Source organism: Streptomyces sp. NPDC058880 (assembly GCF_042742535.1).
Lineage (GTDB): Bacteria > Actinomycetota > Actinomycetes > Streptomycetales > Streptomycetaceae > Streptomyces.
This window is the reverse complement of the sequence record NZ_JBHYMC010000014.1, coordinates 85,781-99,683: the sequence shown is the minus strand read 5'-3', so window position 1 is coordinate 99,683 and position 13,903 is coordinate 85,781. Positions and strand designations below refer to the sequence as shown.

11 protein-coding genes are annotated in these 13,903 nt (G+C 72.1%); 4 read left to right on the top strand and 7 right to left on the bottom strand.

Annotated features, from left to right (window positions below):
- Window positions 1–16: 16 nt before the first annotated feature.
- Both ACFW2G_RS11445 and ACFW2G_RS11440 read right to left on the bottom strand, forming a co-directional pair.
- Window positions 17–2,683: a protein kinase gene (locus tag ACFW2G_RS11445; RefSeq protein ID WP_384581307.1), complete on the bottom strand. Its 2,667-nt coding sequence runs from the start codon at window positions 2,681–2,683 to the stop codon at window positions 17–19.
- Window positions 2,684–2,844: 161 nt separating this feature from the next.
- A complete protein-coding gene (locus ACFW2G_RS11440; protein WP_037918999.1) occupies window positions 2,845–4,551 on the bottom strand; it encodes a glycerol-3-phosphate dehydrogenase/oxidase in 1,707 nt (568 codons plus the stop codon).
- Between the two features lie 228 nt (window positions 4,552–4,779).
- Here ACFW2G_RS11440 and ACFW2G_RS11435 point away from each other — a divergent pair, with 228 nt between their 5' ends.
- Window positions 4,780–6,009 carry a nucleotide sugar dehydrogenase gene (locus ACFW2G_RS11435; protein WP_037918998.1) on the top strand — a complete coding sequence of 410 codons (1,230 nt, stop codon included), beginning with the start codon at window positions 4,780–4,782 and terminating at the stop codon, window positions 6,007–6,009.
- 76 nt (window positions 6,010–6,085) lie between these two features.
- Complete coding sequence (locus ACFW2G_RS11430) at window positions 6,086–6,541, top strand: hypothetical protein (RefSeq protein WP_384581309.1); 456 nt, start codon at window positions 6,086–6,088, stop codon at window positions 6,539–6,541.
- Window positions 6,542–6,802: 261 nt separating this feature from the next.
- On the opposite strand, the gene ACFW2G_RS11425 is transcribed toward ACFW2G_RS11430, so the two are convergent.
- The 4 genes from ACFW2G_RS11425 to ACFW2G_RS11410 form a co-directional block, all read right to left on the bottom strand.
- On the bottom strand, window positions 6,803–7,927 hold the full coding sequence (locus tag ACFW2G_RS11425) for a GuaB3 family IMP dehydrogenase-related protein (protein WP_037918994.1): 1,125 nt from the start codon (window positions 7,925–7,927) through the stop codon (window positions 6,803–6,805).
- 136 nt (window positions 7,928–8,063) lie between these two features.
- The gene (gene guaB, locus ACFW2G_RS11420; protein WP_037918992.1) at window positions 8,064–9,572 is read right to left on the bottom strand and encodes an IMP dehydrogenase; all 1,509 of its coding nucleotides are present in this window, start codon (window positions 9,570–9,572) and stop codon (window positions 8,064–8,066) included.
- A gap of 113 nt (window positions 9,573–9,685) precedes the next feature.
- Window positions 9,686–10,315, bottom strand: coding sequence for a sigma-70 family RNA polymerase sigma factor (locus ACFW2G_RS11415; protein WP_037918991.1), 630 nt, complete (start codon window positions 10,313–10,315; stop codon window positions 9,686–9,688).
- Window positions 10,316–10,687: 372 nt separating this feature from the next.
- Window positions 10,688–11,299 (bottom strand): response regulator transcription factor, encoded by a 612-nt coding sequence (locus ACFW2G_RS11410; RefSeq protein WP_003948568.1) that lies wholly within the window; start codon window positions 11,297–11,299, stop codon window positions 10,688–10,690.
- A gap of 389 nt (window positions 11,300–11,688) precedes the next feature.
- Between ACFW2G_RS11410 and ACFW2G_RS11405 the strand changes: the two genes are divergently transcribed.
- Window positions 11,689–12,015, top strand: coding sequence for a WhiB family transcriptional regulator (locus tag ACFW2G_RS11405; RefSeq protein WP_030027725.1), 327 nt, complete (start codon window positions 11,689–11,691; stop codon window positions 12,013–12,015).
- Window positions 12,016–12,221: 206 nt separating this feature from the next.
- Here ACFW2G_RS11405 and ACFW2G_RS11400 read toward each other — a convergent pair whose 3' ends face one another.
- The gene (locus tag ACFW2G_RS11400; RefSeq protein ID WP_037918988.1) at window positions 12,222–13,121 is read right to left on the bottom strand and encodes a LysR family transcriptional regulator; all 900 of its coding nucleotides are present in this window, start codon (window positions 13,119–13,121) and stop codon (window positions 12,222–12,224) included.
- Between the two features lie 88 nt (window positions 13,122–13,209).
- On the opposite strand from ACFW2G_RS11400, the gene ACFW2G_RS11395 reads away from it, so the two are divergent.
- Window positions 13,210–13,896 carry an MOSC domain-containing protein gene (locus ACFW2G_RS11395; RefSeq protein ID WP_384581357.1) on the top strand — a complete coding sequence of 229 codons (687 nt, stop codon included), beginning with the start codon at window positions 13,210–13,212 and terminating at the stop codon, window positions 13,894–13,896.
- Window positions 13,897–13,903: the final 7 nt, after the last annotated feature.

Genomic DNA, 13,903 nt, shown 5'->3' with positions numbered 1-13,903 from the left:
CGCCTGCGTCCCGGGCTCAGCCGAGAGGCTGGAACGTCTGGAAGGCCACGTCACGCATCTGGGTGCACTCGGGACCGTCCCACTGGTCCGCGGGACAGCTGATCATGATCGCGTAGCCGTGCGTGGCATCGATCTTGAACCCGCGGTTGAGCACACGGACCCTCATGCCGGCCTGCTCGCGCTCGAACTCCCAGTCGGCGACGGTCGGGTAGCCCCGGTACTCCGCCTTGTCTATGCGGATCTGCCGGTACCCCTTGCTGCTGCTGCCCACCGCCGGGGCCAGCCTGGACCAGGCGAGGGCCGCGTCGTCGGTCGGCTTGTTGTTGTAGTCGACCTGGATCCTCGGGAAGCCACCGTCGCGGCTGAATATCGCGCCGGAGTTCTCGCCGGCCGTGCCCGTCCGCCTGAACCCTTCGGGCATCGCCATCGAGAAGTGGAAGCCGGGCTCCGTCACCATCGCATATCCGGCGGGGAGGGCGCCGACCACGCCCCCGGTCGTGGTGCCCTGCCCCTGGCCTTGGCCCTGGTCCGCGGCCGGGGGCTGCTGGCCCTGGCCCTGTCCCTGGCCCTGACCGTCGGCGCCCGCGTCGGTGCCGGTGCCCTCGGTGCCGCCCGCGCCGGTCTCACCGGTGTTCCCCGAGGGCTGCGGGGAGCCCTGCCCGGCTTCGCCCGAGGTCTGCGGGGCGGACGCGGCCGGGGTCGCCCCGCCGTTCTTGCCCTGGTCCTTCTTGTCCTTGTCGTCGCCGCTGACCGCCCAGACGATCAGCGAGCCGACCACCGCCAGCACCGCGACCACGGCGACCACGGCCAGCGCGATGGTGCGGCGCTGCATGACGTCCGTGAGGGGTGCGACGACGGGGGCGGGCCGACCCTTGGGCGCCTCGGCGGCCGAGACCGCGACCGCAGAGGCGGCCGGGGCGGCAGTCGCCGCCTTGCGGGCGGCCTTCAGTGCGGCGCGGGCACGCTCGCGCTGCTCCCGCTCGCGACGCTCCCGTTCCTTCTTCGCCGCCTTCTCGGCGGCCTTCTCCGCGGTGGCCTTCTCCGCGGCCTGCTTGGCGTCCGCCAGCGATATCTGCCGGGTCTTCTCGGCGACCTCGGGCACCACGGGGGCCGCTACCGGCTCGGGCGCGGCGAGGACGGCGGTGAGCATCTCCCGGGCGCGGCCCTCGTCGAGGCGGCGGGCCGGGTCCTTGGCGAGCAGCCCGTAGATGACCTCGGTGAGCGGGCCGGCGTTCTTCGGCGGGTCGACCGGCTCGGTCATCACCGCGGTGAGCGTGGCGAGCGCGGAGCCCTTGTCGTACGGGGGCACGCCTTCGACCGAGGCGTACAGCAGGCCGCCGAGCGACCACATGTCGGCGGGCGGGCCGGGCTTCTGGCCGCGGGCGCGCTCGGGCGAGATGTAGGAGGGGGCGCCGACGAGCATGCCGGTGGAGGTGACGGAGGGGTCTCCCTCGACCTGCGCGATGCCGAAGTCGGTGAGGACGACGCGGCCGCTGCCGGCGATGAGCACGTTGGACGGCTTGACGTCCCGGTGCAGGATGCCCTGGCCGTGGGCGGCGCGCAGGACGTCGAGCACCGCGAGGCCGACCTCGGCGGCGCGGTGCGGGGTGAGGGGACCGTTCTCCCGGATGAACTCGGCGAGCGAGGGCCCCTCGATGAGCTCCATGACGATCCACGGCCGGGCGTCCTCGTCGACGACGTCGTAGACGGTGACGGCGCCGCCGCTGCGGATCCGGGCGATGGCCTTGGCCTCGCGGAGGGTGCGGGTGATGAGACGGCGCTTCTCGTCCTCGTCGACCCCGCTGCTGAAGCGGAGCTCCTTGACGGCGACGGTGCGGCCCAGGGTCTCGTCCTGCGCCCGCCAGACGGTGCCCATGCCGCCCTTGCCGAGGACGGCGCCCAGTCGGTAGCGGCCGGCCAGCAGCCGCCCTTCGTCCTGCCCGTCCCCGGCCGCCTTGGCGGCGGCGGCCTTGACGGCGGCGGCCATGGCGTCGGCCTTCTCGACGACGGGATTACTCCCGGTCGCCCCGACCGCCTTGGCCGCAGGCCTGGCGGCGACGGGCTCGGCCGCAGCCACGCCTCTGTCCGGCCCCGATCCGGCAGCCGCAGGCTTTGCGTCCTCGGGCTCCGCCACAGGCACGGCCTTGCCCGACCCGGGCTTCGCAGCCGAAGGCTTCACCCCGTCAGGCTCCACCGCAGAAACGGACGCAGGCTTCGCGTCCTCGGGCTTCACGTCCTGAAGCTTCGCGCCCTCGGGCTTCACAGCCTCGGACTTCACGTCCTGAGGCTTCGCGCCCTCGGGCTTCACGTCCTGAGGCTTCACGTCCTGAGGCTTCGCGTCCTCGGGCTTCGCGACAGCCGTCGCCCTGCCCGGCCGCGCCTTCGTCCCGCCGGGCTTCCCCGCAGGACCGGCTTCGGCGCCCTCGGACTCCGCCACAGGCACGGCCTTGCCCGGCCCCGGCTTCGCAGCCGAAGGCTTCACCCCGTCAGACTCCACCGCAGACGCAGAGGCAGGCTTCGGCCCGTCAGGCTCCGCCTCGGCAGCAGCCCTTGCCGCGGGCACGGAAACATCCTCGGGCTTCGCCGCGGGCGCGGAGGCGGGGGCGGACCCCGCCGAAGCGCCATCGTCAAGCTTCGCCGCAGACGCCCCGGCAGGTGACTCGGTGTGCTCCGGCTTCGACATGCGTCCCCTCTGCGATCGTGCCGCTGCTCCGCCCGCCCCAGCGGCTGAGCGACCCGGCGGCCGGGGCCCACGGTAACCCGCCCCGGCAGAGCCATCATTGTTCCTCACTCCGCAACGGACGGACCCCCCGGGTCTGCGGTTCCGCCTTCCGCATCCCGGAGTTACAACGGAACGATGTCGGGCGCTCCCAGCCGTGCCGCGTCCGCCGTCTGGTCGTCCGGCTGACGCTGCGATTCCCGCTCGGCCTGGACCCTCTTCTCGTAGTGCTCCACTTCCTTCGCGGTCTGCTGCTCGTCCCACCCCAGCACCGGTGCCATCAACTCCGCGCACTCCCGGGCCGACCGGGTCCCCCGGTCGAAGGTCTCGATCGAGATCCGCGTCCGCCGCGTCAGCACGTCGTCCAGGTGCCGCGCGCCCTCGTGCGAGGCGGCGTAGACGATCTCCGCCCGCAGGTAGTCGTCCGCGCCGGTCACCGCCCGCCCCAGTTCCGGATCGGAGGCGACGAGGTCCAGCAGTTCCTCCGTCAGCGTCCCGTACCGGTTCAACAGGTGTTCCACCCGCACCACGTGAAGGCCCGTCCGGGCGGCGATCCTGGCCCGTCCGTTCCACAGGGCCCGGTACCCCTCGGCCCCCACCAGCGGCACGTCCTCCGTCACGCACGGTGCCACCCGCTGGTCCAGTCCGTGCACGGCCTCGTCGACCGCGTCCTTCGCCATGACCCGGTACGTCGTGTACTTGCCGCCGGCGACCACCACCAGCCCCGGCACCGGATGCGCGACCGTGTGCTCGCGGGAGAGCTTGCTCGTCGCGTCGGACTCGCCGGCCAGCAGCGGCCGCAGACCGGCGTAGACGCCCTGGACGTCGTCGCGCGTCAGCGGCACGGCCAGCACCGAGTTCACGTGTTCCAACACGTAGTCGATGTCCGCACTCGATGCCGCAGGGTGCGCCTTGTCCAGGTCCCAGTCGGTGTCCGTGGTCCCCACGATCCAGTGCCGCCCCCACGGGATGACGAACAGCACCGACTTCTCGGTCCGCAGGATCAACCCGGTGGTCGAGTGGATGCGGTCCTTGGGCACGACCAGGTGGATGCCCTTGGAGGCCCGCACGTGGAACTGCCCGCGCTCGCCGATCAGCGCCTGGGTGTCGTCCGTCCACACCCCGGTGGCATTCACCACCTGCTTCGCGCGGATCTCGTACTCGACGCCGCCCTCCACGTCCCGCACCCGCGCGCCGACCACCCGTTCGCCCTCGCGCAGGAACCCGACGACCCTCGCCCGGTTGGCGCAGTGCGCACCGTACGCCGCGGCCGTCCGCACGAGCGTGGTGACGTACCGGGCGTCGTCCATCTGGGCGTCGTAGTACTGGAGGGCTCCCACCAGGGCGTCCTTACGCAGCGCCGGCGCCACCCGCAGCGCCCGGGCGCGCGAGAGGTGGCGGTGCACCGGCAGCCCCCGGCCGTGCCCGCTGGAAACCGACATCGCGTCGTACAGCGCCACGCCCGCGCCGGCGTAGAGCCGCTCCCAGCCCTTGTGCTGCAAGGGGTACAGGAAGGGCACGGGCTTGACCAGGTGCGGCGCGAGGCGCTCCAGCAGCAGGCCGCGCTCCTTGAGCGCCTCCCGTACGAGGGCGAAGTCGAGCATCTCCAGATAGCGCAGGCCGCCGTGGATCAGCTTGCTCGACCGGCTGGAGGTCCCGGAGGCCCAGTCCCGCGCCTCCACCAGGCCGGTGGACAGGCCCCTGGTCACGGCGTCGAGTGCGGTACCGGCGCCGACCACGCCCGCGCCCACGACGAGCACATCCAGTTCCCGTTCGGCCATCCGGGTGAAGGCGGCGGCTCGCTGCGCCGGCCCCAGTGTCGCTGTCCTCACGGCTGCCTCCCGTTGGTGCGGGTGAGATCCCGCTCACATGCCCCGTTTGACGATTCTGACGTCCCGCACCCGCATCAGCCACCGCCTGTGGACAACACAACGGCGACGTTCACCCTGTAATGCGACATATCTGTCATATATAAGCCTAGTCTGACATTGCGCCAGCTCGCCTGACCTCGGGAGGACTTGCGCGGCACCCCCTCACGCCAGGGAAGGGACGGCATCCCCATGCCCGCAGACCTCGCCGTCATCGGACTCGGCCACCTCGGCCTTCCGCTCGCCCAGGCGGCCGTCGCCGCCGGAATCGAGACGGTCGGCTACGAGAGCGGCCCGGTCACCGACTCCACTCTCTCCGCTGCCGAGATCCGCCGCATGTCGGCGGCCGGCTTCCGGGTCACCACCAACCCCGCCGAGCTCGGCCGGGTCCGCACGGCCGTCATCTGCGCCCCCACCCGGCTCGGCGCCGACCGCGCGCTGGACCTCTCCGCCGTGGGCGACGCGGGCCGCGCCCTCGCCGCGCGGCTGCGCCCGCACACCACGGTGATCCTCGAATCCGCCGCGCACCCCGGCGTCACCGAGGACTACCTGCGGCCGATCCTGGAGGAGGGGTCCGGGCTCCGCGCCGGCCGGGACTTCCACCTGGCCTACTCCCCCAGCCGCCTCGACCCCGGCAACCGGACCCACGGCATCTCCAACACCCCCAAGGTGATCGGCGGCCTCACCCCCGCCTGCACGGAGTCGGCGCACGCCTTCTACGCCCGCCTCACCGAGAAGGTGGTCCGCGCCCGGGGCCTGCGCGAGGCCGAGACCGTGCAACTCCTCGAAACCAACTACCGCCACGTCAACATCGCCCTGATGAACGAGATGGCCGTGCTCTGCCACGACCTCGGCGTCGACCTGTGGGACGTCATCCGCTGCGCCGAGACCAAGCCGTACGGCTACCAGGCCTTCCGCCCCGGACCCGGCGTCGGCGGCCACGGCGTCCCGCTCGACCCGAACTACCTGCCCCACACCAGCCGCACCCCCGGGCACCCACTGCGGATGGTCGGCCTGGCGCAGGAGATCAACGACCGGATGCCGCAGTACGTCATCCAGCGCTCCGCCACCCTGCTGAACGAGCACGGCAAATCGGCTCGCGGGGCCCGCGTCCTGCTGCTCGGGGTCACGTACAAGCCCGATCTCGCCGACCAGGAGGGCTCCCCGGCCGGCGAGATCGCCAGCCGCCTCATCGACCTCGGCGCCCTGATCAGCTACCACGACCCCTACATCACGGGCTGGCGGGTCAGGGACCGGCCGGTCCCCCGCGCCGAGTCCCTGTACGAGGCCGCGGCCAACGCCGACCTGACGATCCTCCTCCAGCACCACCGGACCTACGACATGCAGGCCCTTGCCGTGAAGGCGCAGCTGCTCCTGGACACCCGCGGCGCCAGCCCGGTGGGCGCGGCCCACCGCCTCTGAACAGCGGAAAATACCCCCTGCCGATGTCCGACGGGCCTGCTAGCCTGCGGCGTCACTTATCTCGTACTTACGCCTTATGGCCACACGTGCGTTCGCCTACTCCCCGGTTGCCGCCCCTGCCCCGACCCGCAGCGGCAACCTCGGCCTGGCGGTCCTCGCCGCGACCGGCACCGCCGTGGCCGCGGGCGCCGCCTACGGCGGCATCATGAATGCGATCTCCTTCCAGATCGGCTACCTGGCCGCCGGCGTCGGCCTCGCGGTCGCCCTCGTCGCCGTCCGCATCGGCGGCCGCAACCCCCTCCTCCCGGCCCTGAGCGCCGTGCTCACGCTGGCCGGGGTGTACGTCGGCTACCTCCTGGACATGGCCCTCGCCATCTCCGAGCACCAGGGGATCCCGGTCTCCGAACTGCTCACCACCGAGCTGGTGAAACTGAACCAGTTCTACGTGGACAACATGGACCCGATCTCGATCCTCTTCTACGCGATCGGCGCCTACGCGGCCTTCCAGACCGCCCGCAAGGCCGCCGGCTGACGCACCGGCGGCCGACGGAGCACTGAGCAGGCCCGACGGACCAGGCGCGCTCCGCCCGCTCGACGCGGGCGTTCCGCCCTCCTGCGTGGTCCGCATGCCACCGCGTGATCCCGCCCGGATCCCACAGCCGGGGCAGACGCCCGTCCCGCTGCGGGCGGCCCCGCCGACTCGCAGCGGCGCGGCGAAGGCTGATCCGGCTCGCATGCCGGAGGGCCCGACCCCCTGAGCGGGAATCGGGCCCTCCGGCAGATGCGGCCGGGGTCAGCGGCGGTGCTGGGAGTCCGCGACGGTGACCTCGACCCGCTGGAACTCCTTGAGCTCGCTGTAGCCGGTGGTGGCCATCGAGCGGCGCAGTGCGCCGAAGATGTTCATCGAGCCGTCCGGGCTGTGCGAGGGACCGGTGAGGATCTCCTCGGTGGTGCCGACGGTGCCGAGGTCGACCTTCTTGCCGCGCGGCACGTCCTCGTGGACGGCCTCCATGCCCCAGTGGTTGCCCTTGCCGGGCGCGTCGGTGGCGCGGGCCAGCGGGGAGCCCATCATGACGGCGTCGGCACCGCAGGCCACGGCCTTCGGGATGTCGCCCGACCAGCCCACACCGCCGTCGGCGATGACGTGCACGTAGCGGCCGCCGGACTCGTCCATGTAGTCGCGGCGGGCAGCGGCCACGTCCGCGACGGCGGTCGCCATCGGGACCTGGATGCCGAGCACGTTGCGCGTGGTGTGCGCGGCGCCGCCGCCGAAGCCGACCAGCACGCCCGCGGCGCCGGTGCGCATCAGGTGCAGGGCCGCCGTGTAGGTGGCGCAGCCACCGACGATGACCGGGACGTCCAGCTCGTAGATGAACTGCTTGAGGTTCAGCGGCTCGGCCGCGCCGGAGACGTGCTCGGCGGAGACGGTGGTGCCGCGGATGACGAAGATGTCCACGCCCGCGTCGACGACGGCCTTGGAGAACTCGGCGGTGCGCTGCGGGGAGAGCGCGGCGGCGGTGACGACGCCCGAGTCGCGCACCTCCTTGATCCGCCGGCGGATCAGGTCGGCCTGGATCGGCGCGGAGTAGATCTCCTGGAGGCGGCGGGTGGCCGACTCCTCGTCCAGCTCCGCGATCTCGTCGAGGAGCGGCTGCGGGTCCTCGTAGCGGGTCCACAGGCCTTCGAGGTTCAGCACGCCGAGACCGCCGAGCTCGCCGATGCGGATGGCGGTCTGCGGGGAGACGACCGAGTCCATGGGGGCGGCCAGGAAGGGGAGCTCGAAGCGGTACGCGTCGATCTGCCAGGCGATCGAGACCTCCTTCGGGTCCCGGGTACGCCGGCTCGGGACGATGGCGATGTCGTCGAACGCGTACGCCCTGCGGCCGCGCTTGCCGCGCCCGATCTCGATCTCAGTCACGTGTGGTGGCCTTTCCTCTGGGTCTGCCCGTCCAGTATCCCCGAACCCCGGCGGGCCGCGTTCCGGTGACCGCTGTACGGACGCAACACGCAGGGGCGGACCCGTTGAACCGGGTCCGCCCCTGCGTAGCGCCTGCTCAGCCCTTGCGGCTGTAGTTCGGTGCCTCGACGGTCATCTGGATGTCGTGCGGGTGGCTCTCCTTGAGGCCCGCCGAGGTGATGCGCACGAAGCGGCCGTTGTCCTGGAGCTCCGGCACGGTGCGCCCGCCCACGTAGAACATCGACTGGCGCAGGCCGCCGACGAGCTGGTGGACAACCGCGGAGAGCGGGCCGCGGTAGGGCACCTGGCCCTCGATGCCCTCGGGGATGAGCTTGTCGTCGCCGCCCACGCCCTCCTGGAAGTAGCGGTCCTTGGAGAAGGAGCGCTGGTCGCCGCGGGACTGCATCGCGCCGAGCGAGCCCATGCCGCGGTAGGACTTGAACTGCTTGCCGTTGATGAAGAGCAGCTCGCCGGGGGACTCCTCGCAACCGGCGAGCAGGGAGCCGAGCATCACCGTGTCGGCGCCGGCGACCAGGGCCTTGGCGATGTCACCCGAGTACTGCAGACCGCCGTCGCCGATGACCGGGACGCCGGCCGCCTTGGCGGCGAGGGAGGCCTCGTAGATCGCGGTGACCTGCGGGACGCCGATGCCGGCGACGACGCGGGTGGTGCAGATGGAGCCGGGGCCGACGCCCACCTTGATGCCGTCGCAGCCGGCGTCGATCAGGGCCTGGGCTCCGTCGCGGGTCGCGACGTTGCCGCCGATGACGTCGACCGCGGAGTTCGACTTGATCTTGGCGACCATGTCGCCGACCAGTCGGGAGTGGCCGTGGGCGGTGTCGACGACGATGAAGTCGGCGCCCGCCTCGATCAGGGCCTGGGCGCGCTCGTACGCGTCGCCGGCGACGCCCACCGCGGCGCCGACCAGGAGGCGGCCTTCCTTGTCCTTGGCGGCGTTCGGGTACTTCTCGGCCTTGACGAAGTCCTTGACCGTGATGAGGCCCTTGAGGACGCCAGCGTCGTCGACCAGCGGAAGCTTCTCGATCTTGTGGCGGCGCAGCAGCTCCATGGCGTCCACGCCCGAGATGCCGACCTTGCCGGTGACCAGCGGCATCGGGGTCATGACCTCGCGCACCTGGCGGCTGCGGTCCGACTCGAAGGCCATGTCGCGGTTGGTGACGATGCCGAGGAGCTTGCCCGCGGGGTCGGTGACCGGGACGCCGGAGATGCGGAACTTCGCGCAGAGCTCGTCGGCCTCGCGCAGGGTCGCGTCCGGGTGCACGGTGATCGGGTCGCTGACCATGCCCGACTCGGAGCGCTTGACGAGGTCGACCTGGTTGGCCTGGTCCGCGATGGAGAGGTTGCGGTGCAGCACGCCGACGCCGCCCTGGCGGGCCATCGCGATGGCCATGCGGGCCTCGGTGACCTTGTCCATGGCCGCGGACAGCAGCGGGATGTTCACGCGCACGTTGCGGGAGATGAGGGAGGAGGTGTCGATGTCGTTCGGCGCCATGTCCGATGCGCCCGGCAGCAGCAGCACGTCGTCGTAGGTCAGTCCGAGCGTGGCGAATTTGTCGGGCACTCCAGTCGAACCGCTGTCAGTCATGACACCTTCCCAATGGTCTTGCTCAGCGCGGATGTCCATGCTAACGGGATCCCGACGCGTCTCATTCCACGACCAAGGTCAACCAGAAGTTTCGTATTTTCCTACGGGCGCACCTACTGCTCGGCGAGCGCGCGGAGCCGGCTGAGGGCCCGGTGCTGGGCCACGCGCACGGCTCCGGGGGACATCCCGAGCATCTGGCCGGTCTCCTCCGCGGTCAGCCCGACGGCCACCCGTAGTACGAGGAGTTCGCGCTGGTTCTCCGGAAGGTTCGCCAGCAGCTTCTTGGCCCAGGCGGCGTCGCTGCTGAGCAGCGCGCGCTCCTCCGGGCCCAGCGAGTCGTCCGGCCGCTCGGGCATCTCGTCCGACGGCACGGCCGTGCTGCCCGGGTGCCGCATGGCAGCCCGCTGCAGGTCGGCGACCTTGTGCGCGGCGATGGCGAAGACGAAGGCCTCGAAGGGGCGGCCGGTGTCCCGGTAGCGCGGCAGCGCCATCAGGACGGCGACGCAGACCTCCTGCGCCAGGTCCTCGACGAAGTGCCGGGCGTCACCCGGGAGCCGGGACAGCCGGGTGCGGCAGTAGCGGATGGCGAGGGGGTGCACGAAGGCGAGCAGGTCGTGAGTGGCCTGCTCGTCGCCCTCCACCGCTCGGCGCACGAGCGCACTGACGCCCCCGGTGCCGCCGCCGGCGGCGGCACCGGTGGGGCCTGTGGCCGCAGGGGACCCCGGGGCCTCGTCGTCGCGCATCCGTCCATGGTGCCTTGGCGCCGGAGCATCCGCGGCACCGCGGCCCTTGTTGTGCGTCGAAGCGTTATGAGCGGGTGCGCCGGAACTCTTCATCTGCGCCCTCCCCTCCCGCTCGGCCGAATAGTCCCCGAGAGACTCCACACCCTCAAGGATGCGGCATCGCGCACGAAGCGAGACGTCCCCCGGATTGTGCCCCGCCAACCCCCGGGTGCGCACCGGGTACGGCGGGACAGGGCTACCGCGACGAGAAGAGGCGCCAGGGGCGCCGGGACGGCAAGAGCGGCGCGCCGCCCCGTCCACCGGTGGCGGACGGGACCGCTCTCGACGATCCGCGGTCTGCGGCGGACCGGGCCGGGCCCGGCCGCTGCGGGGTCAGCGGACGAGACCCCAGCGGAAGCCGAGCGCCACGGCGTGCGCGCGGTCCGAGGCGCCGAGCTTCTTGAACAGCCGGCGGGCGTGCGTCTTGACCGTGTCCTCGGAGAGGAAGAGCTCGCGGCCGATCTCCGCGTTGGACCGGCCGTGGCTCATGCCCTCCAGCACCTGGATCTCGCGCGCGGTGAGGGTGGGCGCGGCGCCCATCTCGGCGGAGCGCAGCCGGCGCGGGGCCAGCCGCCAGGTCGGGTCGGCGAGGGCTTGGGTGACCGTGGCCCGCAGTTCGGCGCGCGAGGCGTCCTTGTGCAGGTAGCCGCGGGCGCCGGCGGCGACCGCGAGGGCCACGCCGTCCAGGTCCTCGGCGACCGTCAGCATGATGATGCGGGCGCCGGGGTCGGCCGAGAGGAGGCGGCGGACCGTCTCCACACCGCCGAGCCCGGGCATCCGCACATCCATCAGGATCAGGTCGGAGCGGTCGGCGCCCCAGCGGCGGAGGACTTCCTCGCCGTTGGCAGCCGTCGTCACACGCTCGACGCCGGGCACGGTGGCAACCGCGCGACGGAGCGCCTCTCGGGCAAGCGGGGAGTCGTCGCAGACGAGGACGGATGTCATGACCGCCCTCCGCAGCTGCTGATGCGCGTCACCTTGAGCCTCCAGGCTGGTACGTATCGTCACCTGTGCGGTCGATGCTCCCGGACACCTGTCCGAGAACTTGTGGGTTCAACCGCCTTCGCACTCTCAACGATGGTCACTCGAAAGAGTTACGGGTCGGACGGACACCTTCGGCACTCTACGTGAGGAAGCGAACACCGTGGTGGAGGCGCAAGCCGCCTGTCCTCCATCTGGAGCTATGCCCTATTTGGCGGCTTTCCTTCCGTTTGGCACGTGTCTGAGGCTAGATTCCCAATGAGTCATATTTACATCTACTCCGACAGTAGGTGTGGAGACCCTTGGAGACATGGACCGTATCCGCCTCAGTACCGGCACCAAGAGGACTACCAATGGCAGATTTCTCCCGCCTCCCCGGACCGAACGCCGACCTCTGGGACTGGCAGCTGCTAGCCGCCTGCCGCGGGGTCGACAGCTCCCTCTTCTTCCACCCGGAGGGCGAGCGGGGCGCGGCCAGGAGCGCGCGCGAGGCCTCGGCTAAAGAGGTCTGCATGCGATGCCCGGTTCGTTCGGAATGCGCCGCGCACGCACTCGCCGTCCGTGAGCCCTACGGGGTGTGGGGCGGCCTCACCGAGGACGAGCGCGAGGAACTGATGGGCCGCGCCCGGCACCGCCTGATCCCCGCGTCGAGTGCGATCGGACCGATCGCGCCGCACTGAGAGCCGACGAAACAACGGAAGGAACGTTTCCTCCGCACCACCTGCACATCCGGGCGTGTCGCCGCCCGGTCCGGTTTCACGCGTTCGGCCGTACGCGCGCCCCGCGCGTACGGCCGGGGGCGGCCCGTGCGTACCGCCGACCCGCGGCCCGTGCGTACCGCCGACCCGCGGCCGGTGCGTACGGCCGACCCCTCCCCTGAGGGCGGTCAGCGCGAGGCCGCGCGCTCCAGCTCGGCCAGGGTCGCGGCCACAGCCGGCACCCGGGCCAGGTCGGGCAGGGTCAGCGCCACGACCTCCCGCTCGACGGCCGGCTCCACGACGAGCGTACTGACGCCCTTGGCCCGTACGGACTCCACCGCGAGCTCCGGCAGCACCGCCACGCCCAGCCCCGCGCCGACCAGGCCGACCACCGCCGGGTAGTCGTCGGTGGCGAAGTCGATGCGTGGGGTGAAGCCGGCGCCCTCGCACACCTCCACCAGATGGCGGCGGCAGCGCGGGCAGCCCGCGATCCAGGGTTCGCCGGCCAGCTCCGCCATGTTCACGCGCTCCGCCCCGGCCAGCGCGTGCCCCTCGGGGACCAGCCCCACCAGCCGGTCGGTCAGCAGCGGCCGCACCACGAGGTCCTCCCACTCGGCCGCTGACCCGGCGGCCCCGCCGTAGCGGAAGGCCAGCGCCAGATCGCAGTCGCCCTCGCGCAGCATCTCCACGGACCGCGGCGGCTCGGCCTCGACCAGGGAGATACGGGTGCCGGGGTGTTCGGCGCGCATCGCCGCGAGCGCGGTCGGCACCAGGGTGGAGCTGCCGCTGGGGAAGGACACCAGACGCACCCGGCCCGCGCGCAGCCCCGCGATGGCCGCGACCTCCTCCTCGGCGGCGGTCAGCCCGGCGAGGATCCCCGCGGCGTGGCGGACCAGGGCCTCGCCCGCCTGGGTCAGCCGCATCTCCCGGCCGGTGCGGATGAGCAGCGGGGTGCCGGCCGACTGCTCCAGCGCCTTCATCTGCTGGGAGACGGCCGGCTGGGTGCAGCCGAGTTCGCGCGCGGCGGCGGAGAAGGACCCGGTCCCGGCGACGGCGCGCAGGACCCGGAGATGACGTGCCTCGATCACTCTTCGATCATAAGGCCCGCTTTTATCGTCGCGCGAATACTTCCGTGACGCTTTGGGGGAGCCCGGTTAGCCTGGGCGCATGGGCCCCATGCATCTGATCTCCGTGAACGTCGGCACCGCCGTACCCTCCGAGCACACCGACGCGGACAGCGGGGTGACGGGCATCGGCAAGCGCCCCGTCCCCGGGCCGGTCCGCGTCGTCGCCCCCGGCGACAGGGCCACCGGCCGGGGCAGCGGCCTGGAGGGCGACGCCATCTGCGACCGCCGGCACCACGGCGGCGACCACCAGGCCGTGTACGCGTACGCCCGCGAGGACCTGGACCGGTGGGAGCGGGAGCTGGGCCGCGAGCTGCCGGACGGGGTCTTCGGCGAGAACTTCACGACCTCCGGCATCGACCTGAACACCGCACGGCTCGGCGACCGCTGGCGGGTCGGCACGGACCTCGTCCTGGAGGTGGCCTCGGCCCGCATCCCGTGCCGCACCTTCCAGGGGGCACTGGGCGAGGCGGGCTGGGTCAAGCGGTTCACCCGGGAGGCCCGCCCGGGTGCGTACCTGCGGGTGATCGAGGAGGGTTCGGTCTCCCCCGGCGACCCCATCGAGGTCGTCCACCGCCCGGACCACGACGTGACGGTGCAGCTCTGGTTCCGCGCCTTCACCACCGAGCGCGCGCTGTTGCCGAGGACACTGGCCGCGGGCGACGCGATGGAGCCCGGGGCGCATGAGACGGTGCGCCGGTACGTGGAGAAGTACGGGGCCGGGACCGGGGCGCGGTAGCGCCGTC